Below are 23,794 nucleotides of genomic sequence, written 5' to 3' on the forward strand. Positions count from 1 at the left end.
CTACAAGGATTGCGATCACATGCTTATTCGAACAGTGCGTCGAGGGCCTGTTCCAGCCGCGTCACGGCGATAATCTGCAACCCCGGCGGCGGCTCTTTCGGCGCGTTGCCCTTGGGCACGATGGCGCGTTTGAAGCCGTGCTTGGCCGCTTCTTTCAAGCGCTCCTGGCCACTCGGTACCGGGCGTACTTCACCCGACAACCCGACTTCGCCAAACACCAGCAGATCGTGCGGCAGCGGCCGGTTGCGCAAACTGGACATGACCGCCGCCATCAGCGCCAGGTCGGAAGCGGTTTCCAGGACCTTCACACCACCGACCACGTTGAGGAACACGTCCTGATCGTGGGTCGGGATGCCGCCGTGGCGGTGCAAAACCGCCAACAACATGGCCAGGCGATTCTGATCCAGACCGAGCGTCACCCGGCGCGGGTTGGCCAGGTGGCTGTCATCTACCAGCGCCTGGACTTCCACCAGCATCGGCCGGGTGCCTTCCCACGTCGCCATGACCACACTGCCCGGGACTTCTTCCTGAGCGCGTGTCAGGAAAATCGCCGAAGGGTTGGAGACTTCTTTCAGTCCTTTGTCGGTCATGCCGAACACGCCCAGTTCATTCACCGCACCGAACCGGTTTTTCACCGCCCGCAGCAAACGCAGGCGACCATCGGATTCGCCTTCGAAATACAGAACGGTGTCGACCATGTGCTCCAGCACTCGGGGGCCGGCCAGAGCGCCTTCTTTGGTGACATGGCCCACGAGGAAAATCGCCGTGCCGCTTTGCTTGGCATAGCGCACCAGCAATGCCGCACTTTCGCGCACCTGGGAGACACCGCCCGGTGCCGATTGCAGTTGCTCGGTAAAGATCGTCTGAATCGAGTCGATCACCATCACCTTGGGCTTTTCCTGCCGGGCGGTGGCAATGATGGTTTCAATGCAGGTTTCAGTCATTACCCGCAGTTGATCCTGAGGCAAGCCCAGCCGCCGGGCACGCATGGCCACTTGTTGCTGGGACTCTTCGCCGGTGACATACAGCGCCGGCATGCTCTTGGCGAGGTTGCACAAGGTTTGCAACAGAATCGTCGACTTGCCGATACCGGGGTCACCACCGATCAACACCACCGAGCCATCCACCAGGCCGCCGCCCAAAACGCGATCTAGCTCGCTGGACGCCGTGGAGAACCGCGGAATTTCTTCGACGCTGACTTCGGCCAGGGTCTTGATCTGTGCCTGCTGGCCGGTCCAACCGGTGCGACCGCTGGGGGCCGCGGCGCCGCCACTCTCCACCATGGTTTCGGTCAGCGTGTTCCAGGCCCCGCATTCGCCGCACTGGCCGGCCCACTTGGGGAAGGTTGAACCGCACTCGGTGCAGCCGTACATGCGCTTGGCCTTGGCCATCTGAACTCCCGGCAAAAACCGCGATGATAGCTCAGCTGACGCGGATCAGCGCGGCGCCGCCGTGCGGATTTCACCGCTGGCCAGACGCGCGGCACTGTTGCCCAACGGATCCTCGGCGTTCAGGTCCGCCCCTTTGGCCTTGAGTGCGTCGAGCAACTCGACGCGCTTGAACAATCCGGCATACATCGCGGCAGTCTGCCCGGCGCCGTTGCGTTGGTCGGGGCTGCAATTGGCGGCCAGCAGGGTTCGAGCGATCTGCACTTCGCCTTTGAAAATCGCGCCCATCAGCGCGGTATTGCCGCGTTGATCCTGAGCGCAGGCGTCCGCCCCGGCCGCCAACAAACGCTCCACGGCGGCACCCTGACCATGATAGGCGGCCAGTATCAACGCGGTGTAACCCTTGCTGTCGCGGGTGTCGAGGGAATAGCCGGCTTCGATGAAGGTCTCGAGCATCGGCACATCACCCCGTCGAGCGGCATCGAAATAGTAATCCTGTAATTGCGCTTTCAGCGCCTCGGGGTCCTTCGAGATTTGCGGCTCAGCCCCGGCGAGCACACTGAGTGACCAGCACGCCAGAAACACAGACAAATAAAGACGCATGGCAGCGCTCCTTGATCAGACGGGACCTCGCGTGAGGCCCCGCTTCGGACAGATAGATCAATCGACCAGCTTGGCCGCCAGCGTCTTGACCCGGGCCAGATCACCCTTGGCCACTTTGGTTACTCCCGTCCCGTATTCCGGGTCGGCCTTATAGAGGAAGGACAAGATGATGTGCTTGCTCTCGTCATCGGTGGTGGCCAGGGAGCCGCCGAAGCTGTCGATCAGGTCCTGACGCTCCTTCTGTGTGAACGAGCGATACAGATCGCCGGCCTGCTTGAAGTTCTGCTCACGTTGAATCTTCGCCTGCTGCGTGCTGCCCGACAGGGTCGACTGGCTGTAACGCGCAGTTTGCGGCTCCTCACGGGGCAGCAGACGGCTCGGCTGGTAATTCACCCCCGTGCTGCTGGCGCCGATGTTCATCGCACCATCCTGATTACCGTTGTTCACGGCGATTTTCGGTGCGTTGATCGGCAACTGCAGCGCATTGGCCCCCAGGCGATACAGTTGGGTATCGGCATACGAGAACACTCGCCCCTGCAATAAGCGATCTTCCGAAGGCTCGATACCCGGAACCAAGTTGGCCGGGGCCATCGCCACTTGTTCGGTTTCCTGGAATACATTCGCCGGATTACGGTTCAATACCATCTGTCCAACTTTTCGCTCAGGAACACCAGGCCAGATCTTGGTGGCGTCCAATGGATCGAAATCAAACTTGGACAAGTCTTGAGGTTTTAGAACCTGGACGTACAAGTCCCACTTCGGAAAATCACCCTTGTTAATATGAGCGACCAAGTCGTTAGTCATATGACTGTAGTCTTGACCTTGAACATTGGTAACTTCTTTGGGGTCGAGATTTTTTATCCCCTGCAAACTTTTCCAGTGAAACTTTACATAGTGAACTTCGCCCTGGGCGTTAACCAACTTGTAGGCATGTACACCGTTGCCGTCCATCTCCCGATAGCTGGCCGGGGTGCCGGAGTTGGAGTACAACTCGGTCAAGGTGCGAGTGGCTTCCGGAACATGAGAGAAGAAATCGAAACGACGGGAGTCATCGTCAAGATTGGTGCGCGGGTCCGGCTTGAAGGCATGGACCATGTCCGGAAACTTGATGGCGTCCCGGATGAAGAAGGTCGGGAAATTGTTGCCGACCAGGTCCCAGTTACCGTCTGCGGTGTAGAACTTGGTGGCGAACCCCCGTGGGTCACGCAGGGTTTCCGGTGAGTGGTTGCCATGGACCACTGCGGAGAAGCGCACAAATACCGGCGTGCTCTGGCCGCCGGCGAATACCTTGGCCTTGGTCAAGTCACTGAGGTCGTCAGTCACGGTGAACGTGCCATGGGCGCCGGTGCCACGGGCATGCACCACACGCTCAGGAATGCGTTCACGGTCGAAACGCTGCAGCTTCTGAATCAACTGTACATCTTGCAACAGCACCGGCCCGGTCGCGCCGGCGGTTTGCGAGTTCTGGTTGTCGCCGACTGCGGCACCATTATCACGGGTCAACGTCGCAGCGTTGATGGAGAAGGACAGCAGGCTGACGGTCAGAACGCCGAAGGTACGACGGAGGGGAAAAGCCCCGAGGCCAAGGGGAGTTGTCATGGAAGTTTCCTCTGGTTTTATTAAGCGCATCCTGGTGCGCACCACAGAGGCTAGTGACCCAAAGGCCAAAACATAAATAGAAATCCCGTACCGGGCCGATAGCAAAAAGGTTCTGGAAATCCCGGTCTAGAGCGGGTAGACGCGCGCGAAGAGTGGCATTTTGTAAACTAATTGCAGGAAGATGTGTCGATAGACACGGGCATTGTAAGAAGGTGTTTCAAGCAAGGGGCGCTTTGCTGATTTACACTGCGTTCACCAACCTCATCTGTAACAAGGAAATAACCTATGGGCGTGATAAGTGAGTTCAAGGCCTTCGCGGTCAAAGGTAATGTGGTCGACATGGCCGTCGGTATCATCATCGGCGCTGCCTTCGGAAAAATCGTTTCTTCGTTTGTCGGCGATGTGGTGATGCCGCCAATTGGCTTGCTGATCGGTGGGGTGGACTTCAGTGATCTGGCCATTACGCTCAAGGCCGCTAACGGTAGTGTCCCGGCAGTGGTGCTGGCGTACGGCAAGTTCATCCAGAGCATGATCGACTTCATCATCGTTGCCTTCGCGATCTTCATGGGCGTCAAGGCCATCAACCGTCTGAAACGCGAAGAGGCCGTTGCGCCAACCCTGCCGCCGGTTCCGACCAAGGAAGAAGAATTGCTGAGCGAGATCCGCGATCTGCTCAAGGCTCAGAACAATCGGCCCTGATCGCTGATTGCCCAAAGAAACGGCGCCTTCGAGGCGCCGTTTGTTTACCAGTAGGTTTCCACCGCCACTTGGCCAGGTCGGCGACTGAGGCTCAAGTGCATGTCCCGTTGTTTCAATAGCTTGCGCGTCTCATCGATCATCTGTGGGTTACCGCAGAGCATCACCCGTGAATGCTCGGCTGTCAGTGCTACACCAGCCGTCTGTTCCAGTTCGCCATTCTCAATGAGGCTGGTGATCCGCCCGTTCAAGGCACCCGGATGCTGTTCGCGGGTGACGGTGGGAATGAATTGCAGTTTGTGCGCGTACTCGGCCAGGTAGTCACGCTGCGCCAGCTCCGCAATCAATGCCTGGTACGCCAGCTCCCGCGCTTCGCGCACGCTGTAGACCAGGATGATTCGTTCGAATTTCTCCCAAACTTCGAAGTCCTGCAGGATCGACAGAAACGGCGCCACGCCCGTGCCTGTGGATAACAGCCAGAGATCACGGCCATCGACGAAGCGATCCAGCGTCAGATAACCGAAGGCCTGACGGTCGACCAGCAGCGTATCGCCAGCTTCCAGCCGACTCAGTTCACTGGTGAATTCCCCTCCCGGCACAACAATGGAGAAGAATTCGAGGAACTCGTCATAAGGCGAAGAGACCATGGAATAAGCTCGCCACACCGTGCTGCCGTCTGCTTTGGTCACGCCCAAACGGGCGAATTGCCCCGCGCGAAAACGAAAGCCCGGATCCCTGGTAGTGCGCAGGGTAAACAGATTGGGAGTCAATGGCTGGACGTCAAGCAGCGTCTGGCGAGTGAATTTTTCTGCACTGGCAGTCATGGGTCGCTCCATTCAACAGATGACCCCAGTGTCCCGCAAAGCGCTCTGTGTAAACACCGATGAATTGTAATGTCTTTCATCCAGGCAACAAAACAGTACAACAATAAAAATAAATACATGAACGTTGGATTTTGTCTTTCCATAGAAAATAGCTAAGAACCAGTTATGTCGCTGCACGCTTTTTTAAAGAGCAAAATAGTTCAGCATGCTTGTAAGAATTCTCCTACACTCTGGGACGTGCCGGATCTTGGATCCAATCGGCACCCCCGAAGAAAGTCCGCATGGAGTTACCCAATGAAAGTGTGGAAGGAGTCACAGTTAACACAGCTTTCTTGCGCTCAAGAAATAAAGACTGCATATGAGATGTCGCTTAATTTCGTCAAAAATATGGGCTTTAATTTCTGTGCATTTTCAATAACATCCCCAACAACAGGGACACGCCACCATAAGATAAATCTGAATAATTACCCTAGCGGATGGAATGCGAAATATGAAAAAGAACATTTCAGTGAGATTGATCCAGTACTAGCCCATTGCAATCATTCCGAATGGCCGATTCTCTGGCAGGATGAGATCTTTTCAAAGACACAGACGTTGTGGCAAGCCCAAAAAAATCAGGGTTTGCAGTTTGGCTGGTCGCAATCCGTTCATGATAAGAACGGGCTTTGCAGCATGCTGAGCGTGGCCAGAACCCATAGCCCGATTACCGCATATGAACTGTACAAAAATCTGGGCTACGCGACGTTTATTAGCCGTCACCTGCACGGGCTTGTCGCGAAAGACCTGCGTGTCTCCTCGCTGAAGCCGGCTACGGCGCATTTATCATGCAGAGAAGTTGAAGTGCTGAAATATTCAGCCGAAGGCAAGACAGCCTGCGAGATCGCAATCATCCTCAGCCTGAGCGAAAGCACAGTAAATTTCCATATAAAGGGCGCTATCCGCAAATTTGGCGTCAACAACAAGATTGCAGCGGTGATCAGCGCAGCAAGATCGGGGGTTATCTGAAACTGTTCGAATCAGGTAATCCCTGCGAGTAATCCGGACGAAAAAAACGTACCATTGCGATCCGTTCTGAGTGATGCCGTGGAAAGTTCCACGACGCTGTCCGCTCGGATGGTTCCGCCCGCTACAACGCCCCGAAGCGGCGGCCCCCCGTTGATTATCAGAGCCCCGCCTCATGCCCCTGCTCGAAACCCCCTTCGCTCAACTCGACCTGATCCGCCAGCCAGAACAGCAGAACGAACCGCTGCAAGCGTTTGATGCCGCAGACGAATACCTGCTCAATCATCTGGCCGGGCAACAACCGACAGCAGATACTCGCGTACTGGTACTCAACGACAGCTTCGGCGCATTGGCCGCTAGCCTGGCGGGCAAGGTCCGGGTGACCAGCAGCGGCGATTCATTTCTGGCCTTTCAGGGGCTCGAAAAAAACCTCATGCGCAACGGCCAGGCGTTTGATGCGGTGCCGAGCGTACCTGCCAGCGAAGCCTTCGTCGGACCGTTTGACCGGGTATTGATCCGGGTACCGAAAACCCTGGCCCTGCTGGAAGAGCAACTGATCCGGCTACAGGGTCAATTGGCTCCCGGTGCTCAAGTGATTGCCGCCGCGATGGTCAAGCACCTGCCACGTGCCGCGGGCGATCTGCTGGAGCGCTACATCGGCCCGGTGCAAGCCTCGCTGGCCGTGAAGAAGGCTCGGCTGCTGATCGCCACGCCCGAAGCCAAAGCCCCCGCTGTCTCTCCATACCCGACGCGCTATCGACTCGACACGCCTGCAATCGAACTGCTCAATCACGCCAACGTGTTCTGTCGCGAAGGGCTGGATATCGGCACGCGAGCCTTTCTGCCGCATTTGCCGAACAACCTCGGCACAGCGCGGGTCGCCGATCTGGGGTGTGGCAACGGCGTGCTGGCGATCGCCAGCGCCCTGCAAAACCCCGAGGCCCATTACACATTGGTGGACGAGTCATTCATGGCCGTGCAATCGGCCGCTGAAAACTGGCGCGCGGCGCTGGGTGATCGTGACGTGATCGTACGTGCCGGCGATGGGTTGGCGGGGCAGGAACCCCAATCCCTCGACGTGGTGCTGTGCAATCCGCCATTCCACCAACAGCAAGTGGTCGGCGATTTCCTGGCCTGGCGGATGTTCCAGCAAGCGCGCGAAGCGCTGGTGGTGGGCGGCGCACTGTACATCGTCGGCAACCGTCATCTGGGCTATCACAGCAAGCTTGCGCGGTTGTTCCGCGGCGTCGAACAAGTGGCCGCTACCCCCAAGTTCGTGATTCTCAAGGCTCGCAAATAAAAGCAGGCAAAAAAAACCCTCCGTCGCAGGAGGGTTATAAATCCGTGCCGCAAGGCAACGGGATGGGAATTTCAGTGGGTACTCAGGCCCGCGGCATTCATGAACATGCGCATCAGCGTGGCCACGATGAACAGTGCCCCAACGCTGCCTGCCCAGATCAACGCCAGCCAGCCGAGTCGTTGCCAAAGCGGCTTTTTCTCTGCGGCTTCGATTTCCTGCAAATCAGGTTTGCCAGCCATCATCGCGTTCTCCTCTGCAACGGCGCAGGTATCAACCTTGCGCCGTATTCGTATGGGCTAGTGGTAACCGTCTTCGTGGGTGACCTTGCCGCGGAACACGTAGTAGCTCCAGAAGGTGTAACCCAGGATGAACGGGATGATGAACAGCGTGCCCACCAGCATGAAGCCCTGGCTCTGCGGCGGTGCGGCAGCGTCCCAGATCGAAATCGACGGCGGCACGATGTTCGGCCACAGGCTGATACCCAGACCGCTGTAGCCGAGGAAGATCAGCACCAGGGTCAGCAGGAATGGCGTGTAATGCGCATTGCGAGCCACCGCGCGAATCAGACCGTACAGAGTCACCAGTACCAGAATCGGCACTGGCAGGAACCAGAACAGATTCGGCAGGGTGAACCAGCGTGCGGCGATCTCGGCGTGGGCCAACGGTGTCCAGACGCTGACGATGCCAATCACCGCCAGCAACACGAAGGCCAATGGTCGCGCCAGGTCATGCATCTGCTCCTGCAGCTTGCCTTCGGTCTTCATGATCAGCCAGGTGCAACCGAGCAGCGCATAAGCCACGACCAGCGCCGCGCCACAGAACATCGTGAACGGCGTCAGCCAGTCGAGTGAACCACCGGCAAACTGACGATTGACCACCGGCAGCCCATCGATGAACGCACCCAATGCCACGCCCTGGAAGAAGGTCGCGGCGATCGAACCACCGATGAATGCCTTGTCCCACAAGTGGCGCTTGGCGTCCTTGGCCTTGAAGCGAAACTCAAAGGCCACGCCACGGAAAATCAGCCCGATCAGCATGAAAATCAGCGGCAGGTACAACGCCGAGAGCACCACCGAATAGGCCAGCGGGAAGGCGCCGAACAATGCCGCGCCGCCCAATACCAACCAGGTTTCGTTGCCGTCCCAGACCGGGGCGACGGTGTTCATCATCACGTCACGGTCGGTCTTGCCCTTGATGAACGGAAAAAGAATCCCGATCCCCAGGTCGAAGCCGTCCATGACCACGTACATCATGATGCCGAAGATGATGATCACGGCCCAGATCAGCGGAAGATCAATACCCATGATTCAAATCTCCTTGGTCAGGCTGTGGTTGTGATCGCCGTCACCGTTGTCGTCGGCGGCGGACAGCGGACGGGCCGGCGTGCGCTTCTGGCCAGGACCGCCTTCGTTGGTTTCCTTGCCTTCGTCGATCTTCGGCCCTTTGCGCACCAGGCGCATCATGTAGCCAAGACCGGCACCAAACAGCGCGAAATACACCACAACGAACATGATCAAGGTGATGCTCATCTGCACGAAGCTATGCCCGGAGGACGCATCCGCCGTGCGCATCAAGCCGTAGACCACCCACGGCTGACGGCCGATTTCAGTGGTGAACCAGCCGGCGAGAATCGCGATCAGGCCGGATGGGCCCATCCACAGCGCCAGGTACAGGAACGGACGCGAGGTATACAACGTGTCGCGCTTGCGCAGCCACAGACTCCACAAACCGGTGAAGATCATCAGGAACCCCAGGCCGACCATGATCCGGAACGACCAGAACACGATGGTCGAATTCGGCCGGTCTTCAGGCGGGAACTCCTTGAGCGCCGGTACCTGTTTGTCCAGGGTGTGGGTCAGGATCAGGCTGCCCAGGTACGGAATCTCGACCGCGAATTTGGTCTTTTCGGCTTTCATGTCCGGCCAGCCGAACAGGATCAACGGGGTTGGTTCATCGCCGACATTTTCCCAGTGACCTTCAATCGCAGCGATTTTCGCCGGCTGGTGCTCGAGGGTATTGAGGCCGTGGAAGTCACCGATGACGGCTTGGATCGGCGCCACGATCAGCGCCATCCACATGGCCATCGAGAGCATGGTGCGGATGGCCGGGTTGTCCTTGCCGCGCAGCAAATGCCAGGCCGCCGACGAACCGACGAAGAAAGCGGTAGCGACGAATGCCGCCGTGGCCATGTGCATCAGGCGGTAGGGGAACGAAGGGTTGAAAATCACCGCCAGCCAGTCCACCGGGATGACTTGCCCATTGACAATCTCGTAGCCCTGCGGGGTCTGCATCCAGCTGTTGGAGGCGAGAATCCAGAAGGTCGAAATCAAGGTACCGATGGCGACCATGACCGTGGCGAAGAAGTGCAGCTTGCGCCCGACCCTGTTCCAGCCGAACAGCATGACGCCGAGGAAACCGGCTTCCAGGAAGAACGCGGTGAGCACTTCGTAGGTCAGCAACGGCCCGGTCACGGAGCCGGCGAAATCCGAGAAGCGGCTCCAGTTGGTGCCGAACTGATAGGCCATGACCAAGCCGGACACCACACCCATGCCGAAGTTGACGGCAAAGATCTTCGACCAGAAATGGTACAGATCGCGGTAAGTGTCGTTGTGCGTCTTCAGCCACAGGCCTTCGAGTACCGCCAGGTAACTCGCCAGGCCAATGGTGATGGCCGGGAACAGGATGTGGAACGAAATGGTGAACGCGAACTGAATCCGGGCGAGATCAAGTGCCTCCAAACCGAACATAAGTCTTCCTCTGTCAGGTAATACTGGCTGAAGGCTTGCGGCCTGCACCCACTGCCCCCACGGTTATGGAGTGTGGCGAATTTGAACTCGTTCTTTTTCTACCATCATCACAACGTAGGGAATCTGGCCATCTGGCCGCCGGATCATTTCCACGAAGGGTCTTGATCTGGATCAAGCAACGTTGAAAGAGTAGTCGCATTTTTGCCGATGGACGGTGTGGTCTATTGCCGCGTGACAGGTTGCCTCACGGGTTTGGTCATGCGTTGCAATGCATTCCCTGTGGCGAGGGAGCTTGCTCCCGCTCGGCTGCGCAGCAGTCGTAAAATCGGGTAACGCGATGTGCCTGTGGTGTGGGGTAGCAGGTTCGGGGCTGCTTCGCATCCCAGCGGGAGCAAGCTCCCTCGCCACAGGGTATTTGTATGTTCTGTGGGATCGGTGTCTAGCTAACTAAATTTTCCGCGCTCGCAACCTCTGGTTACAGGTTGGTGATAATCTCGCCCTTCCCCTCACCCAGACTTGCCTTCAGATGCCCAGCCAAGCGCCCCTGCTGTTACGTCATCACCGCCCTTTTATTGCGTTCTGGCTGGCTCGGGTATTTACCGCCAGCGGTTTTCAAATGCTGACCGTGGCCATCGGCTGGAATCTGTATCAACTGACCGGCAATGTGCTCGATCTGGGTCTGGTGGGTCTGGTGGAATTTGCCCCGCGGGTGTTGTTCATGCTGCACACCGGGCATGTGGCGGATCGCTATGACCGGCGCAAGGTCGCGGCGATCTGTCAGTCCGTGCAAGCGCTGATCGCCCTGTCGCTGGCCATCGGCAGCGCGACTGACCATGTCACCCGGGAGATGATCTTCATCCTCGCATTCCTGCTCGGCGCCGCCCGCTCCTTCGAGATGCCAACCACCCAGGCCTTGCTGCCGAGCATCGTGCCCAGTGCCTTATTCCCGCGCGCGGTTGCTGCCGCGCAATCTGCGCAGCAATCGGCCACCATCGTTGCCCCGGCGCTGGGCGGTTTGCTTTACGCCTTCGGCAGCGTCTGGGTGTATGGCCCGACGGTGATCCTCTACCTCATCGCCTGTGCGCTGATGCTTAACCTACCGGCTCGGCAGACACCGTTGAACAAGGGCAAGGCAACCCTGGATTCGCTGCTCGCAGGCATCCGCTTCATTCGCAGCCGTCCGGATATTCTCGGGGCGATTTCCCTGGATCTGTTTGCCGTCTTGCTGGGTGGCGCGACTGCGCTGCTGCCGGTGTTCGCCAAAGATATTCTGCTGACCGGCCCTTGGGGTCTGGGCCTGCTGCGTTCGGCCCCGGCGGTGGGCGCACTGCTGATGTCGCTGTTTCTGGCGCGATTTGCCGTGGAACGCAACGTCGGACGGGTGATGTTTACCGCCGTGGGTGTATTCGGCGTGGCGACCATCGCTTTCGGCCTGTCGACTTCGTTCTGGTTCTCTCTCGCTGTGTTGGTGGTTTTAGGCGCGGCAGACATGATCAGCATGGTGATCCGCGCCTCGTTCGTGCAGCTGGAAACCCCGGACGAGATGCGCGGCCGGGTCAGTGCCGTGAATGGCTTGTTCATCGGTGCTTCGAATCAGCTCGGCGAATTCGAGTCTGGCTTGACGGCCCACTGGTTCGGCACCGTACCGGCCGTGGTGATGGGCGGCATCGGCACACTGATAGTGACCGGGGCCTGGGTCAGACTGTTCCCGACCCTGGCCAACCGCGACCGCATGCATGTGCCAGTGGAAGAGGTCAGGGCCTGAAGCAGTCTTCTACACCAGCAATTCCCCCGCCACCGCCGACCGCGTGGCTTTGCCGCAGAGTTGCTCCACCAGCGTCAGCGCAAACTCCAGTGCGGCGCCCGAACCCTGGGCGGTGATGCAGTTGCCATCGACCACCACCGGTTGATCGACGAAGTTGCAGCCCGACAATTGATGGCTGACGGAAGGCAGGCACGTCATGCGCCGCTGACGCAGCACGCCAAAAGTCTGCAGCGCCAGCGCCGGCGCTTCGGCAATGCCGGCGAACAAGCGCCCGGCGGCGACCTGGTCCTTGATCAATTGTTGCAGGGGTTGGTGGGCCGCCAAATGCTGCGCCCCCACGGCGCCGCCGGGCAAAACGATCAAGTCGAAGGGTTGGGCCAGCAAATCGACCAGCATCGCATCGGCGGTCAGGCGGGTGCCGCGAGCGCAGGTCAGCATGCGCCGCGACTCGATACTGGCCACCACCACTTCAACCTTGGCGCGGCGCAGAACATCGATCAGGGTCACGGTTTGCAGATCGTCGATGCCCTCGGCGAGGGTAATCAGGGCTCTAAAGGTCATGGGCGCGGTCCAGAGAATGATCTTTAAAGCGTAGTCAGCTTTCCTGCCCCTTGTTCGAGCCTGGCCGTTACTTGATGTAAAGCTGCGTCGACATCGTGTTGCCCGGCGCGTTGATGGAGGTGTTGCTGAATGTGAAGATGCCGTCCTGCTTGCCTGCCAGGTTGAAGATGTACAGATAGCCGACAGTTTTTTTCCCGGCTGAGCACTCGGTCAGGTTGCCGGTATCAAAAGCACAGACAGGGGTCCGGGTGCCATCCACTTCGAAACCGTCCAGGGCAACATGGGCTTCGCGACCGTAACCGACTTCCAGCACGTACACCTTGATGTTCGGCCCCTGGTGATCGCAACGGGTCTGCTCCTGCTTGTCCGCAATATCTTCAAAGCCACAGTTGGGCGACTCGACCTTGAGCACCTTGACCTGACTCAGTGGTGGAGCCGACGCTGCCGAGGCGGTTTGGGCACCCAGGAACAACGCGATCAACATTGCGAATGCGGCAACCACGCGCGTGCTCATGTACTTCATATTCCGCCCTTCCCCGCCCTAAAAAAACAGCGCGCAGTATGGCGCAGTTCCCTTTTTGGCAAAACATCGACGACGATCGCAGCCATAAGCAGCCATGGCTCCACGCTGCTGGTATGATGCGCGGCTTTTTCCGACCCACAGAAAATTCCCAGGCGCCTACGGCGGTCTGTGCTTTGCTGTTGAGGTCGATACATTCACGGCGCCGGGCGCGCCACGGGGAGCAGACATGCTGGAAAGGCTGTTTCAACTCAAGGCACACAACACCAACGTGCGGACCGAGATTCTGGCGGGCGTCACGACCTTTTTGGCCATGGCCTACATTCTGTTCGTCAACCCGAGCATCCTCGGCGAGACCGGCATGGACAAAGGCGCGGTGTTTGTCGCCACCTGTCTGGCAGCTGCCATCGGCTCGACAACCATGGGCCTGATCGCCAACTACCCGATCGCCCTGGCACCGGGCATGGGCCTGAACGCCTTCTTCACCTATACCGTGGTCCTGCACATGGGCCATACCTGGCAAGTGGCACTCGGCGCGGTGTTCCTCTCGGCGGTGATGTTTTTCCTGCTGTCGATCTTTCGCATCCGTGAATGGATCATCAACAGCATCCCGTTGGCGCTACGTTCGGCGATTGCCGCCGGCATCGGCCTGTTCCTGGCACTGATCGCCCTGCACAACGCCGGCATCGTCGTCAGCAACCCGGCGACCATGGTCGGCCTCGGTGACCTGAAGCAACCGGCGCCGATCCTCGCGACCCTGGGTTTTGCCCTGATCGTCGCGCTTGAAGCCCTGAAAGTCCGCGGTGCGGTGCTGATCGGCATTCTGTCGGTGACCATCGTTTCCATCCTGTTGGGCTTCAGCCCGTTCGGCGGCGTGATGTCGATGCCACCGTCGCTGGCGCCGACCTTCCTGCAACTGGACATCAAAGGCGCACTGGACATCGGTCTGGTCAGCGTGATTTTCGCGTTCCTGTTCGTCGATCTGTTCGACAACTCCGGCACCCTGATCGGCGTCGCCAAGCGCGCCGGCCTGATGGGCAAGGACGGCCACATGCCGAAAATGGGCCGCGCCCTGATCGCCGACAGCACCGCGGCCATGGCCGGTTCGTTGCTGGGCACCTCGACCACCACCAGCTACATCGAATCCGCAGCCGGCGTGAGTGCCGGTGGCCGCACCGGCCTGACGGCCATCGTGGTGGCGATTCTGTTCCTGCTGGCGCTGTTCTTCTCGCCATTGGCGGCCAGCGTTCCAGCCTTCGCCACGGCGCCTGCATTACTGTTCGTCGCCGTATTGATGACATCCGGCCTGGCGGAAATAGACTGGGACGACATCACCGTCGCCGCACCGGTCGTGGTCACCGCCCTGGCCATGCCATTCACGTACTCCATCGCCAACGGCATCGCCTTCGGTTTCATCTCCTGGACCGCCACCAAGTTGTTGTCCGGTCGCGGCCGTGAACTGAATTCGGCGCTGGTGATTCTGTCGATTCTGTTCGTGATCAAGTTGGGTTGGTTCAACGCATGACTTTTGATTCCCAGGCTTATGCCGTTCAGCTCGAAGAAAAGGTCACGCGCCTGCGCGACCTGCTGGCCCCGTTCGATGCGCCCGAACCAGTGGTGTTTGATTCGCCGCTGAAAAACTTCCGCCTGCGTGCCGAATTCCGCCTGTGGCGTGAAGCCGGCGAGCGCCACTACGCAATGTTTTCCCAGGAAGACAAACGCACACCGATCCTGATCGAAGAATTTCCGATCGCAAGCCTGCGCATCAATGAGTTGATGCCGCAGCTCAAGGCGGCGTGGCAAGCGAGTGCAGCCCTGAGCCACAAACTGTTTCAGGTGGAGTTTCTGACCACGCTGGCCGGCGATGCGATGATCACCCTGTGCTACCACCGCCCGCTGGACGAGCACTGGCACACGGCGGCGTCGAAGCTGGCAGCCGACATGAACGTCAGTATCATCGGTCGCTCGAAGGGCAAACGCGAAGTGATCGGTCACGATTACGTGGTCGAGCAACTTGAAGTCGGCGGCCGTACCTTCAGCTATCGCCAGCCGGAAGGCGCGTTCACCCAGCCCAACGGCACGGTGAACCAGAAGATGCTCAACTGGGCGTATGACGCCCTTGGCGATCGTTCCGACGATTTGCTGGAGCTGTATTGCGGCAACGGCAACTTCACTTTGCCGCTCGCTACCCGCGTGCGCAAAGTGCTGGCCACTGAAATCAGCAAGACCTCGGTCAACGCAGCGCTCAGCAACCTGAGCGAAAACGCGGTGGATAACGTCACGTTGGTGCGTTTGTCTGCCGAAGAATTGACCGAAGCCCTGAACGAAGTTCGCCCGTTCCGTCGCCTGCACGGCATCGACCTCAAGAGCTACGAGTTCGGTAGCGTGTTCGTCGATCCGCCCCGCGCCGGAATGGACCCGGATACTTGCGAACTGACCCGGCGCTTCGACAACATCCTCTACATCTCCTGCAACCCGGAAACCCTCGCGGCCAACATCGCCCAACTAAACGACACTCACCGCATTACTCAATGCGCGATGTTCGACCAGTTCCCGTGGACCCATCACATGGAATCCGGAGTGTTGTTGACCCGTCGTTGAATGCAGTCGTTATACAAATCAGCCGTCCTTGGGACGGCTTTTTTGTAGGCGATCAAAGAGCCGCATCGACCTTGCGTGGGCGACCGCCCTTCTTGCCGTTGGCCCGAGCTGCCTCGGCCTTGGCGGCGCTGCTCTGACGACCATTGCGCGAGGCGATCACCGAGGCCGCCATATCCATCAGCGGCTTGCTCGCCGAAATCAAACCGGCGATGGACACCTGCAGATCCTTGTCTTCATGAAAAAGCGCGGCGCCGGCGAAACCGACTTTCAGGCCGGCGAAATCATCGGCCTCGAAACCATCGAATTCCGGGTAGTTTTTCACTGGCAACAACACACTGCTGCCATCTTCGAAACCGACGGCGAGGCATGGATCAAGGAAGATCACCGTCGTTGCATTCAATCCACTGCGACGGCGTAACTCGCCACTCTCGATCGCTTCGTCCAAAACGCCTTCGGTCACAGGGTGATCTACCTGCATTTTTGCGCTTATCGTTTTCATAATTCGATCTCCACGCCCTCCGGTGCTCCCATCAGCGTCAATAAGGTCTTGTTTCCTTCAGGCTCATAGCGAGCCGAACCAATCATGTAAGTCGTGCTGGCAACCCTCTTCATCACGACCACTTCATTGCCCTGCCAATCCCATAACTGATTGTCGAGGCAGGCCGTCTGCAATTTGCTCCACCAGATGCCACGGGCTCGCCGCAAATGGGCAGGTTGCCTGAGCGCCTGGCGTAACCCCTCCAGCATGGCCAGAGGAGGTCGATGCGAATGAGGAATGACATCCCAGAGCTCTACGCCGTTGTGCCAGAAGCTGAACCGAAAGCGTGCGCTCCATGTGCCTCCATCGACGTGAACATGTGGCGGGCAATGCTCATCACGCAACATGACTACCAGTGACAACCCCTTGTAGCGGCATACATTCATGCTAACCCATCCGTTAGGTTATAGAATCCGAAGATTCGCCATTCCTTGAAAAATCCGATAACTGGCGCTAACCGTTCGATCAGCTGACCACGTTTGAGCCTAGCGTTTCAGGTCGACCGCCCCCTGCCAATCAGGGCAAAAAAGAGTAAGCAATCCTTTCACTGCCAATATCTGGTCGGTGATGAACTCAACGGCGCTGGTGGTTGAAACGAACCCTGTATTTGTACGTCTGCATTTGATAAATACCACCTCGGGCATCCCATTTGATTCTTGGTGTAATCAATCATGCAGCGACATTTCGACGATCTTCAGCTCGGCAGCATCGAACTGTTTTGCCTGGCCGCCGAAGCCGGCAGCTTTACCGCTGCGGCCCTGGTGGCGGGTGTGACCCCGGCTGCGGTCAGCCGCTCGGTGTCGCGGATGGAAGAACGTCTGGGTGTGCGGCTGTTCGCGCGTACCACCCGCAGCGTCAAGCTGACCGACAGTGGCCGGCGCTATTTCGAGGAGTGTCGCCTGGCCCTTGCGCAATTGGTCGAGGCTCAACGCGAGGTCATGGGCCAACAGCAGGAACCCTCCGGCACCTTGCGTATCAGCATTCCCACCACCTATGCCCACCACCGCATCCTGCCGCTGCTGCCGGCGTTCCGGGCGCGTTTTCCCGCCGTGAAAGTCGAGGCGCACATCAGCAATCGCAACATCGATTTCGTCGGCGAAGGCTATGACATGGCCATCCGTGTGCGGGCGATTCCCGACTCCGGGCTGATTGCCCGGCCACTGGAGGACGCCGCGCTGGTGATGATTGCCAGCCCTGACTATCTGAAGCGTGCCGGCACGCCACAGACCCTCGACGACCTGGCGCACCACGAATGCATCCAGTTCGAGCTACCCAGCAGCGGGCGGCGGATTGCCTGGCTGTTCAACGATAACGGCGTGCCTTTGGAGATTCTGGCCGAGGGCAATTACTGCTGCTCCGATGACGTACTGGGCGGTGTGACGCTGGCGAAACACGGCGCCGGGCTGTTTCAAACCTATCGCTTCATCGTCGAAAACGAACTGGCGGATGGCTCGCTGGTGGAAGTGCTCAAGCCCTATGGCGGGCGCTCCCGCCCCTTCACGTTGCTGTATCCGCAAAGCCGCCATGTGCCGTTGCGGCTCAGGGCGTTTATCGATTTTCTGGTTGAGCGTCTTCCGCGCTGAATGTTCGATCACCGCACAGATAATCCAGGGCCGGCGCCTCTTCAATTGACCTTATTAACCAGTTAGTACAATTTATCTCCACAGGCTGAGACCCTCGGCCAATGCCAAAAATAATAAGTGGAGAGACCCAATGTCCCCTATCGTTCTGGTGCTCAACGGCCCGAACCTGAACCTGCTCGGCACCCGTGAACCGGCGACTTATGGCCACGAAACCCTGGCGGATATTTCAGCGCTGTGCGGTCGCGCCGCTGAAGAGTTCGGCCTGAAGGTGGAGTTTCGCCAGACCAACCATGAAGGCGAACTGCTCGACTGGATTCATGCCGCCCGTGGCCGCTGCGCCGGGATCGTCATCAACCCGGCCGCCTGGACTCACACCTCGGTCGCCATTCGCGATGCGTTGGTCGCCAGCGAACTGCCAGTGATCGAAGTGCACCTGTCCAACGTCCATGCCCGCGAACCCTTCCGGCATCACTCCTTTGTCTCGTCCATCGCCACGGCGGTGATGTGCGGCTTCGGCAGCCACGGCTATCGTTTGGCGCTGGAGCATTTCAGCCAACGTTTGAAAGGTTAAGCGTGATGACACAGAACACCGTGGTATTGGCCGGGCTGATCGGCGCCGGCATTCAGGCTTCCCGCACTCCGGCGCTGCACGAGCACGAAGGTGATGCGCAGGGTCTGCGCTACCTGTATCGACTGATCGATCTGGATCAGCTGAAACTCGACAGCGGCGCCCTGCCCGATCTGCTGATGGCCGCCGAACGGATGAATTTCACCGGGCTGAACATCACCTTCCCGTGCAAGCAGACAATCATCCCGTTGCTCGACGAATTGTCGCCGGAAGCCCGCGGCATTGGCGCGGTGAACACGGTGGTGCTGAAGGACGGCAAACGCATCGGCCACAACACCGATTGCCTGGGCTTCGCCGAAGGGTTTCGTCGTGGCCTGCAAGACGTTGCCCGTGAGCGTGTGGTGCAAATGGGCGCCGGTGGCGCAGGCGCGGCGGTGGCCCACGCGTTATTGAGCGAAGGCGTACAACTGCTGAGCATTTTCGATGTGGATCACAGCCGGGCTCAGTCACTGGCGAACAACCTCAATCAGCATTTCGGTTTTGGCCGCGCCGTGGCCGGTCACGACTTGCCAGGCACGCTGGGTCAGGCTGACGGGCTGGTAAATACCACGCCGATGGGCATGAAAAAACTACCGGGCATGCCGGTGCCGGTAGAGCTGCTTCGGGCGCAGTTGTGGGTAGCGGAGATCGTTTACTTCCCGCTGGAAACCGAACTGCTGCGCAACGCTCGTGCGTTGGGTTGCCGAACCCTGGACGGCGGCAACATGGCGGTGTTTCAGGCGGTGAAGGCGTTTGAATTATTCAGCGGCGTGGCGCCGGATGCCCAGCGGATGCTGGCGCATTTTCAAAGCATGAATGGTTGAAATGCAAAAGATCGCAGCCTCGTTTCACTCGACAGCTCCTACAAGTACCCATACCCCTGTAGGAGCTGTCGAGTGAAACGAGGCTGCGATCTTTTAAGGTCCTGAAAATCAGGCCTGCAGATACCGCAACACCGACTCGCAGATCATCTCCCGATGACGCTGCTTGATACTTTCGTCCGGCAAGTCGATCTGAAAGATCTCACCGAAGGTATGACGGTTCGACACGCGATAGAAGCAAAACGAACTGATCAGCAGGTGCACATCCAGCGGATCGAGGCCGGCGCGGAATACACCCTCTGCGGCCCCGCGACGCAAAATCTCGCCCAGTGAATCGAGGATGGTGTTGTTCATCGCCTTGATCGCATCGGAGCGCTTCACATACTCGGCGTTGTGAATGTTCTCGATGCAGACGATGCGCACGAAATCAACGTTGCGATCATGGTGATCGAAGGTGAATTCCACCAACCGTCGAATCGCCTCCACCGGCGCCAGCTCGGCCAGGTGCAAGCGACTTTCGGTGCTGCGGATATCCCCGTAGAGCTTTTCCAGAACCTCGACGTAGAGCTGTTCCTTACTGCCGAAGTAGTAATAGATCATGCGTTTGGAGGTGTGGATGCGCTCGGCGATCGCATCGACGCGCGCACCGGAAAGCCCCTGCTGGACGAACTCGACAATAGCCTCTTGAAGGATGTTCTCGCGGGTTTTTTCCGGGTTGTTCTTGCGACTCTTGCGAGGCTCGGCAATTGGCTTTTCGGGCGCTACGGAGAGTTCTGAAATTATTGTCATTGCGGGCTCACGGCCATCACTGCACAAGTAGGCGATTATGGGCCGCTGCGCACAGTGAAGGAAGCCACGCGGCAGCGGTTTTGTACCCGTGTTTACGATTTTCCTACAACTTTGTCTGACGTACGCCACCACTTCGGGATTTGGCCATGGCCGCCAGTCGCACGGCTACGTTGGCCGCGCCGTAACCCGCATAGCCGTTTTTGCGCTGGATGATTTCAAAGAAAAACCGCCCTTCGAACGGCTCGGTGTACACGTGAAACAGCTCGCCGCCCTGGGCATCGCGGTCGTAGAGCACGTTGAAATACGCCAGCTCGCTGAGGAACTCGTCATCGAAATCGAAGCGTGCGGCGAGGTCATCGTAGTAGTTGAGCGGGATATCCAGTAGCGGCACGCCCGCCTCCTTGGCGCGGCTGACTTCGGCAAAGATGTCATCACAATCGAAAGCGATGTGATGCACGCCGGAACCGCGATAACTCGACAGTGCGTGTGAGATCGCGGTGTTGCGATTTTCGGAAATGTTCAGCGGCAAGCGGATCGAACTGCAACGGCTGCGCAAGGCACGGCTCTTCACCAGACCATACGGGTCGGGCAGCACCACTTCATCGTCGGCTTCGAAATCCAGCAGGCTCTTATAGAACAGCACCCAACTGTCGAGGCTGTCGGCGGGCAGTGCCATGGCCATGTGGTCGATACGCTTGAGGCCGCCGCTGGCCACGGCTGTGGGTTGCAGATTGAAGTCAGTGCCATAGACGTCGGCATCCTGGTCCACCAGGTAAATCAGACTGCCGTCCGGCGCACGCACGGCTGCCAGTTCAAGTTCATTGGGGCCTACCAGCCCACGATACGGCTGGCCTTTGTAAGCCACGGCTCGGGCCAACGCACTGGCGCTGTCCTTGACCCGCACGGCGGTGGCGCACAGCGATGGCCCATGGGCCTCGAAAAAACTGTGGGCGAAGGAATAAGGTTCGGAGTTGAGGATCAGGTTGATATCGCCCTGACGCAACAGGCTGACACTCTTGGAACGGTGTTGCCCAGCCTTGACGAAACCCAGCCGCTCCAGCCAATGGGACAACTTCGCGCCGAGGCTTTCGTCCACGGCGAACTCAAGAAACTCGATGCCGTTGTATTCGCTGGCGCCTGGGGTGTCGAACAAAATGTCGCGATTGGCCACAGGCGTGGCTTCCTGCTCCAGACGCTCGCGGGTTTTCTCTTCCAGGTACAGCAACGAACGCAAGCCGTCGGCGGCGTTGGCCCGGGGTGGCGCGGCGCGGAAACCGTCGTTGAAGATCTCCAGTGACAGCGGTCCGGTGTAGCCACTCTTGATGATCGGCGCGAGGAACCCCGGCAGATCGAATTCGCCCTGCCCCGGGAAACAACGGAAATGCCGGCTCCACTCCAGCACGTCCATGGCCAGGATCGGCGCGTCGGCCATTTGCACGAAGAAGATCTTGTCACCGGGAATCTCGGCGATCGCCTTCGGGTCGCCCTTGAGCGACAGCGTATGGAAACTGTCCAGCAACACGCCGAGGTTCGGATGGTCGGCCTGGCGAACGATGTTCCACACCTGTTGATATGTGTTCACGTGGCGGCCCCAGGCCAGCGCTTCGTAACCGATCCGCAAACCACGAGCGCCGGCCCGTTCGGCGAGCAGGCGCAAGTCGTCGACCAGGATCTGCTCATCGCCGATGGAGTCGGCCGAGGCGTTGCTGCACACCAGCACCAGGTCGGTGCCCAGCTCTTGCATCAAATCGAACTTGCGCTCGGCCCGCTCCAGATTGCGCGGCAGGCGATCGCGGCGGCAACCTTCGAAATCCCGAAAGGGTTGGAACAGTGTGATCGCGATCCCGAGATCAGCGCACATCTGCCTGATTTCCCGTGGGCTGCCGTCGTAGTAGAGAAGGTCGTTCTCGAAAATTTCCACCCCGTCAAATCCGGCGGCGGCGATGGCTTCTAGTTTTTCCGGCAGGGTACCGCTCAAGGAAACGGTGGCAATGGAACGCAGCATGTGTCGACTCCCGGTGGTGGGGACATTCTTGTTGGGCAAATTATTGGCTTGACGAATCCGCACAGCAATTCAAAGTGTACTACCCGGTTAGTTTTGCGGGCGATTATCGAACACAATGGCGGTTGGCGAATTGACGATTTTTCGTCCACTGCGCACCATCGACACCACATTGAGTCCGGTCACGACCCCATGGACTCGGTTACCAAAGACCCTGAACACCACATAAAAATTTCAAAAAACGGGTACACGCTCATGCGCTCATTCAACGCCTTGTTTGCTTGCTCCACCGATCTCACGCCAGACCTGGTGTCCATCCGAACCTTGCGCCCACTCGGCCGAACTGCGCCGCTCGCTGAATAAAACGTTGTCGTCGCCTGACGAAAACACCTCAGCCGATCAATCTCATCCGCGCCCGTCGCCATCGATTGATCACGCGCCCTTGAAGTCCCGACAAGCCTCGCTTGTCAGTCATTGAACGGATGGCACACACATGTTTCCTTCTCAAAGCTCTCGCGTGGCTTCGGCCCAAAGCGTCGCCACTGGCGGCATCGGCGACAAAATCCGCGGCGCCATGGCCGTCGGCAAAACCCGCTGGGGAATGCTGGCGCTGGTATTTTTCGCCACCACCCTGAACTACATCGACCGCGCCGCCCTGGGCGTCATGCAGCCGATCCTGGCCAAGGAACTGAGCTGGACGGCGATGGACTACGCCAACATCAACTTCTGGTTTCAGGTCGGCTATGCCGTCGGTTTCGTGCTGCAAGGCCGGTTGATCGACCGGGTCGGCGTGAAGCGCGTGTTCTTCTTCGCGGTACTGCTCTGGAGCCTGGCCACCGGCGCTCATGGCCTGGCCACTTCGGCGGCGGGCTTCATGGTCTGCCGGTTCATTCTCGGTCTGACCGAAGCCGCCAACTACCCGGCCTGCGTGAAAACCACCCGGTTGTGGTTCCCGGCTGGCGAGCGCGCCGTGGCCACCGGTATTTTCAACGCCGGGACCAACGTCGGTGCGATGTTCACACCGATGCTGCTGCCACTGATTCTTCACGCTTGGGGCTGGCAAGCCGCGTTCCTGTGCATGGCGGCGCTGGGCGGCATCTGGTTGCTGTTCTGGGGCCTGAAGTACTTCAACCCGGAAGATCACCCGAGCGTTAAACAATCGGAACTGGACTACATCCAGAAGGAAGTCGAACCGGAACAATCCCGCGTACCGTTCTCGCGAATCCTGCGCATGCGTGGCACCTGGGCCTTCGCCCTCGCCTACTCGATCACCGCGCCGGTGTTCTGGTTCTACCTGTACTGGCTGCCGCCGTTCCTCAATCAGCAATACAACCTGGGGATCAACGTGACCCAGATGGGAATTCCGCTGATCATCATCTACCTCACGGCTGACTTCGGCAGCGTCGGCGGCGGGATCCTGTCTTCGTTCCTGATCGGTCGCGGGATCAACCCGATCAAGGCCCGACTGATGTCCATGTTCCTGTTCGCCTGCTGCATCATCGGCGTGGTCATGGCCGCCGGTTCGAGCAGCCTGTGGCTCGCAGTCTTCGCCATCTCCCTGGCCATTGGCGCGCACCAGGCCTGGACCGCGAACATCTGGAGCCTGGTGATGGACTACACGCCTAAACACATGATGAGTACGGTGTTCGGCTTCGGTGGCATGTGCGCGGCGATCGGCGGGATGTTCATGACCCAGTTGGTCGGCCACATTCTGACCATCACCAACAACAACTACACCGTGTTGTTCACCATCATTCCGGCGATGTACTTCATCGCGCTGACCTGGATGTACTTCATGGCACCGCGCAAGATTCCGACCGTAAAAGATTGATACACCACAAACGCAGG

At 58.9% G+C, this 23,794-nt stretch carries 23 protein-coding genes; 10 read left to right on the forward strand and 13 right to left on the reverse strand.

The window, feature by feature from the left end; translation table 11 throughout:
* Positions 1-23: 23 nt before the first annotated feature.
* From radA to katB, 3 genes are read right to left on the reverse strand one after another with little or no spacing between them, the layout of a single operon-like run.
* Entirely contained in the window at positions 24-1,391 is a 1,368-nt protein-coding gene (gene radA / locus LOY36_RS24610; RefSeq protein WP_019581287.1) for a DNA repair protein RadA, read from the reverse strand.
* A 45-nt stretch (positions 1,392-1,436) separates the two neighbouring features.
* Complete coding sequence (locus LOY36_RS24615; RefSeq protein ID WP_258671207.1) at positions 1,437-1,991, reverse strand: ankyrin repeat domain-containing protein; 555 nt, start codon at positions 1,989-1,991, stop codon at positions 1,437-1,439.
* Between the two features lie 57 nt (positions 1,992-2,048).
* Complete coding sequence (gene katB / locus LOY36_RS24620) at positions 2,049-3,590, reverse strand: catalase KatB (RefSeq protein WP_258671208.1); 1,542 nt, start codon at positions 3,588-3,590, stop codon at positions 2,049-2,051.
* Between the two features lie 285 nt (positions 3,591-3,875).
* Between katB and mscL the strand changes: the two genes are divergently transcribed.
* Entirely contained in the window at positions 3,876-4,289 is a 414-nt protein-coding gene (gene mscL, locus LOY36_RS24625) for a large-conductance mechanosensitive channel protein MscL (protein WP_019650942.1), read from the forward strand.
* 44 nt (positions 4,290-4,333) lie between these two features.
* Here mscL and LOY36_RS24630 read toward each other — a convergent pair whose 3' ends face one another.
* A complete protein-coding gene (locus tag LOY36_RS24630; RefSeq protein WP_019650941.1) occupies positions 4,334-5,110 on the reverse strand; it encodes a ferredoxin--NADP reductase in 777 nt (258 codons plus the stop codon).
* 294 nt (positions 5,111-5,404) lie between these two features.
* Between LOY36_RS24630 and LOY36_RS24635 the strand changes: the two genes are divergently transcribed.
* Together LOY36_RS24635 and LOY36_RS24640 are read left to right on the forward strand one after the other, a co-directional pair.
* Positions 5,405-6,115, forward strand: a complete 711-nt coding sequence (locus LOY36_RS24635; RefSeq protein WP_258671209.1) for an autoinducer binding domain-containing protein — start codon at positions 5,405-5,407, stop codon at positions 6,113-6,115.
* A gap of 172 nt (positions 6,116-6,287) precedes the next feature.
* Positions 6,288-7,412, forward strand: a complete 1,125-nt coding sequence (locus LOY36_RS24640) for a class I SAM-dependent methyltransferase (protein WP_258671210.1) — start codon at positions 6,288-6,290, stop codon at positions 7,410-7,412.
* Positions 7,413-7,483: 71 nt separating this feature from the next.
* Here LOY36_RS24640 and LOY36_RS24645 read toward each other — a convergent pair whose 3' ends face one another.
* From LOY36_RS24645 to LOY36_RS24655, 3 genes are read right to left on the reverse strand one after another with little or no spacing between them, the layout of a single operon-like run.
* Positions 7,484-7,651, reverse strand: a complete 168-nt coding sequence (locus LOY36_RS24645; protein ID WP_081625770.1) for a DUF2474 domain-containing protein — start codon at positions 7,649-7,651, stop codon at positions 7,484-7,486.
* Between the two features lie 57 nt (positions 7,652-7,708).
* Positions 7,709-8,716: a cytochrome d ubiquinol oxidase subunit II gene (gene cydB / locus LOY36_RS24650; protein ID WP_018925814.1), complete on the reverse strand. Its 1,008-nt coding sequence runs from the start codon at positions 8,714-8,716 to the stop codon at positions 7,709-7,711.
* Between the two features lie 3 nt (positions 8,717-8,719).
* Entirely contained in the window at positions 8,720-10,159 is a 1,440-nt protein-coding gene (locus LOY36_RS24655) for a cytochrome ubiquinol oxidase subunit I (RefSeq protein ID WP_258671211.1), read from the reverse strand.
* A 526-nt stretch (positions 10,160-10,685) separates the two neighbouring features.
* On the opposite strand from LOY36_RS24655, the gene LOY36_RS24660 reads away from it, so the two are divergent.
* A complete protein-coding gene (locus tag LOY36_RS24660; protein ID WP_258671212.1) occupies positions 10,686-11,924 on the forward strand; it encodes an MFS transporter in 1,239 nt (412 codons plus the stop codon).
* Positions 11,925-11,933: 9 nt separating this feature from the next.
* Here LOY36_RS24660 and LOY36_RS24665 read toward each other — a convergent pair whose 3' ends face one another.
* A complete protein-coding gene (locus LOY36_RS24665) occupies positions 11,934-12,485 on the reverse strand; it encodes a DJ-1 family glyoxalase III (protein WP_018925811.1) in 552 nt (183 codons plus the stop codon).
* Between the two features lie 67 nt (positions 12,486-12,552).
* Positions 12,553-13,008 (reverse strand): YolA family protein, encoded by a 456-nt coding sequence (locus LOY36_RS24670; protein ID WP_258671213.1) that lies wholly within the window; start codon positions 13,006-13,008, stop codon positions 12,553-12,555.
* A gap of 226 nt (positions 13,009-13,234) precedes the next feature.
* Between LOY36_RS24670 and LOY36_RS24675 the strand changes: the two genes are divergently transcribed.
* Together LOY36_RS24675 and trmA are read left to right on the forward strand one after the other, a co-directional pair.
* A complete protein-coding gene (locus LOY36_RS24675) occupies positions 13,235-14,530 on the forward strand; it encodes an NCS2 family permease (RefSeq protein WP_019650933.1) in 1,296 nt (431 codons plus the stop codon).
* Positions 14,527-15,606, forward strand: a complete 1,080-nt coding sequence (trmA, locus tag LOY36_RS24680; protein WP_019650932.1) for a tRNA (uridine(54)-C5)-methyltransferase TrmA — start codon at positions 14,527-14,529, stop codon at positions 15,604-15,606. The genes LOY36_RS24675 and trmA overlap by 4 nt, the downstream gene beginning before the upstream one ends.
* 52 nt (positions 15,607-15,658) lie before the next feature.
* Here the strand turns inward: trmA and LOY36_RS24685 are convergent, their stop codons facing one another.
* Together LOY36_RS24685 and LOY36_RS24690 are read right to left on the reverse strand one after the other, a co-directional pair.
* Positions 15,659-16,105, reverse strand: coding sequence for a DUF2442 domain-containing protein (locus LOY36_RS24685; RefSeq protein ID WP_258671214.1), 447 nt, complete (start codon positions 16,103-16,105; stop codon positions 15,659-15,661).
* Positions 16,102-16,530 (reverse strand): hypothetical protein, encoded by a 429-nt coding sequence (locus tag LOY36_RS24690; RefSeq protein ID WP_026346000.1) that lies wholly within the window; start codon positions 16,528-16,530, stop codon positions 16,102-16,104. The genes LOY36_RS24685 and LOY36_RS24690 overlap by 4 nt, the downstream gene beginning before the upstream one ends.
* Before the next feature lie 285 nt (positions 16,531-16,815).
* Here LOY36_RS24690 and LOY36_RS24695 point away from each other — a divergent pair, with 285 nt between their 5' ends.
* The 3 genes from LOY36_RS24695 (at position 16,816) to LOY36_RS24705 (ending at position 19,158) form a co-directional block, all read left to right on the forward strand.
* The gene (locus LOY36_RS24695; protein ID WP_258671215.1) at positions 16,816-17,727 is read left to right on the forward strand and encodes a LysR family transcriptional regulator; all 912 of its coding nucleotides are present in this window, start codon (positions 16,816-16,818) and stop codon (positions 17,725-17,727) included.
* A gap of 130 nt (positions 17,728-17,857) precedes the next feature.
* Positions 17,858-18,298 carry a type II 3-dehydroquinate dehydratase gene (gene aroQ / locus LOY36_RS24700; RefSeq protein WP_007937291.1) on the forward strand — a complete coding sequence of 147 codons (441 nt, stop codon included), beginning with the start codon at positions 17,858-17,860 and terminating at the stop codon, positions 18,296-18,298.
* Between the two features lie 5 nt (positions 18,299-18,303).
* Positions 18,304-19,158 carry a shikimate dehydrogenase gene (locus LOY36_RS24705; protein WP_258671216.1) on the forward strand — a complete coding sequence of 285 codons (855 nt, stop codon included), beginning with the start codon at positions 18,304-18,306 and terminating at the stop codon, positions 19,156-19,158.
* 108 nt (positions 19,159-19,266) lie between these two features.
* On the opposite strand, the gene LOY36_RS24710 is transcribed toward LOY36_RS24705, so the two are convergent.
* Positions 19,267-19,944 carry a TetR/AcrR family transcriptional regulator gene (locus LOY36_RS24710; RefSeq protein ID WP_258671217.1) on the reverse strand — a complete coding sequence of 226 codons (678 nt, stop codon included), beginning with the start codon at positions 19,942-19,944 and terminating at the stop codon, positions 19,267-19,269.
* A 103-nt stretch (positions 19,945-20,047) separates the two neighbouring features.
* Positions 20,048-21,949, reverse strand: a complete 1,902-nt coding sequence (quiC, locus tag LOY36_RS24715) for a 3-dehydroshikimate dehydratase QuiC (protein WP_258671218.1) — start codon at positions 21,947-21,949, stop codon at positions 20,048-20,050.
* Positions 21,950-22,439: 490 nt separating this feature from the next.
* Between quiC and LOY36_RS24720 the strand changes: the two genes are divergently transcribed.
* Complete coding sequence (locus LOY36_RS24720) at positions 22,440-23,777, forward strand: MFS transporter (RefSeq protein WP_018925801.1); 1,338 nt, start codon at positions 22,440-22,442, stop codon at positions 23,775-23,777.
* Positions 23,778-23,794: the final 17 nt, after the last annotated feature.

The organism is Pseudomonas sp. B21-019 (genome assembly GCF_024749225.1).
Taxonomy (GTDB): Bacteria; Pseudomonadota; Gammaproteobacteria; order Pseudomonadales; family Pseudomonadaceae; genus Aquipseudomonas.

Bases quoted from the DNA above. Each gene is read 5' to 3' on its own strand.
- radA (WP_019581287.1), bottom strand. From the start codon at position 1,391: ATGGCCAAGGCCAAGCGCATGTACGGCTGCACCGAGTGCGGTTCAACC.
- LOY36_RS24615 (WP_258671207.1), bottom strand. From the start codon at position 1,991: ATGCGTCTTTATTTGTCTGTGTTTCTGGCGTGCTGGTCACTCAGTGTG.
- katB (WP_258671208.1), bottom strand. From the start codon at position 3,590: ATGACAACTCCCCTTGGCCTCGGGGCTTTTCCCCTCCGTCGTACCTTC.
- mscL (WP_019650942.1), top strand. From the start codon at position 3,876: ATGGGCGTGATAAGTGAGTTCAAGGCCTTCGCGGTCAAAGGTAATGTG.
- LOY36_RS24630 (WP_019650941.1), bottom strand. From the start codon at position 5,110: ATGACTGCCAGTGCAGAAAAATTCACTCGCCAGACGCTGCTTGACGTC.
- LOY36_RS24635 (WP_258671209.1), top strand. From the start codon at position 5,405: ATGAAAGTGTGGAAGGAGTCACAGTTAACACAGCTTTCTTGCGCTCAA.
- LOY36_RS24640 (WP_258671210.1), top strand. From the start codon at position 6,288: ATGCCCCTGCTCGAAACCCCCTTCGCTCAACTCGACCTGATCCGCCAG.
- LOY36_RS24645 (WP_081625770.1), bottom strand. From the start codon at position 7,651: ATGGCTGGCAAACCTGATTTGCAGGAAATCGAAGCCGCAGAGAAAAAG.
- cydB (WP_018925814.1), bottom strand. From the start codon at position 8,716: ATGGGTATTGATCTTCCGCTGATCTGGGCCGTGATCATCATCTTCGGC.
- LOY36_RS24655 (WP_258671211.1), bottom strand. From the start codon at position 10,159: ATGTTCGGTTTGGAGGCACTTGATCTCGCCCGGATTCAGTTCGCGTTC.
- LOY36_RS24660 (WP_258671212.1), top strand. From the start codon at position 10,686: ATGCCCAGCCAAGCGCCCCTGCTGTTACGTCATCACCGCCCTTTTATT.
- LOY36_RS24665 (WP_018925811.1), bottom strand. From the start codon at position 12,485: ATGACCTTTAGAGCCCTGATTACCCTCGCCGAGGGCATCGACGATCTG.
- LOY36_RS24670 (WP_258671213.1), bottom strand. From the start codon at position 13,008: ATGAAGTACATGAGCACGCGCGTGGTTGCCGCATTCGCAATGTTGATC.
- LOY36_RS24675 (WP_019650933.1), top strand. From the start codon at position 13,235: ATGCTGGAAAGGCTGTTTCAACTCAAGGCACACAACACCAACGTGCGG.
- trmA (WP_019650932.1), top strand. From the start codon at position 14,527: ATGACTTTTGATTCCCAGGCTTATGCCGTTCAGCTCGAAGAAAAGGTC.
- LOY36_RS24685 (WP_258671214.1), bottom strand. From the start codon at position 16,105: ATGAAAACGATAAGCGCAAAAATGCAGGTAGATCACCCTGTGACCGAA.
- LOY36_RS24690 (WP_026346000.1), bottom strand. From the start codon at position 16,530: ATGAATGTATGCCGCTACAAGGGGTTGTCACTGGTAGTCATGTTGCGT.
- LOY36_RS24695 (WP_258671215.1), top strand. From the start codon at position 16,816: ATGCAGCGACATTTCGACGATCTTCAGCTCGGCAGCATCGAACTGTTT.
- aroQ (WP_007937291.1), top strand. From the start codon at position 17,858: ATGTCCCCTATCGTTCTGGTGCTCAACGGCCCGAACCTGAACCTGCTC.
- LOY36_RS24705 (WP_258671216.1), top strand. From the start codon at position 18,304: ATGACACAGAACACCGTGGTATTGGCCGGGCTGATCGGCGCCGGCATT.
- LOY36_RS24710 (WP_258671217.1), bottom strand. From the start codon at position 19,944: ATGACAATAATTTCAGAACTCTCCGTAGCGCCCGAAAAGCCAATTGCC.
- quiC (WP_258671218.1), bottom strand. From the start codon at position 21,949: ATGCTGCGTTCCATTGCCACCGTTTCCTTGAGCGGTACCCTGCCGGAA.
- LOY36_RS24720 (WP_018925801.1), top strand. From the start codon at position 22,440: ATGTTTCCTTCTCAAAGCTCTCGCGTGGCTTCGGCCCAAAGCGTCGCC.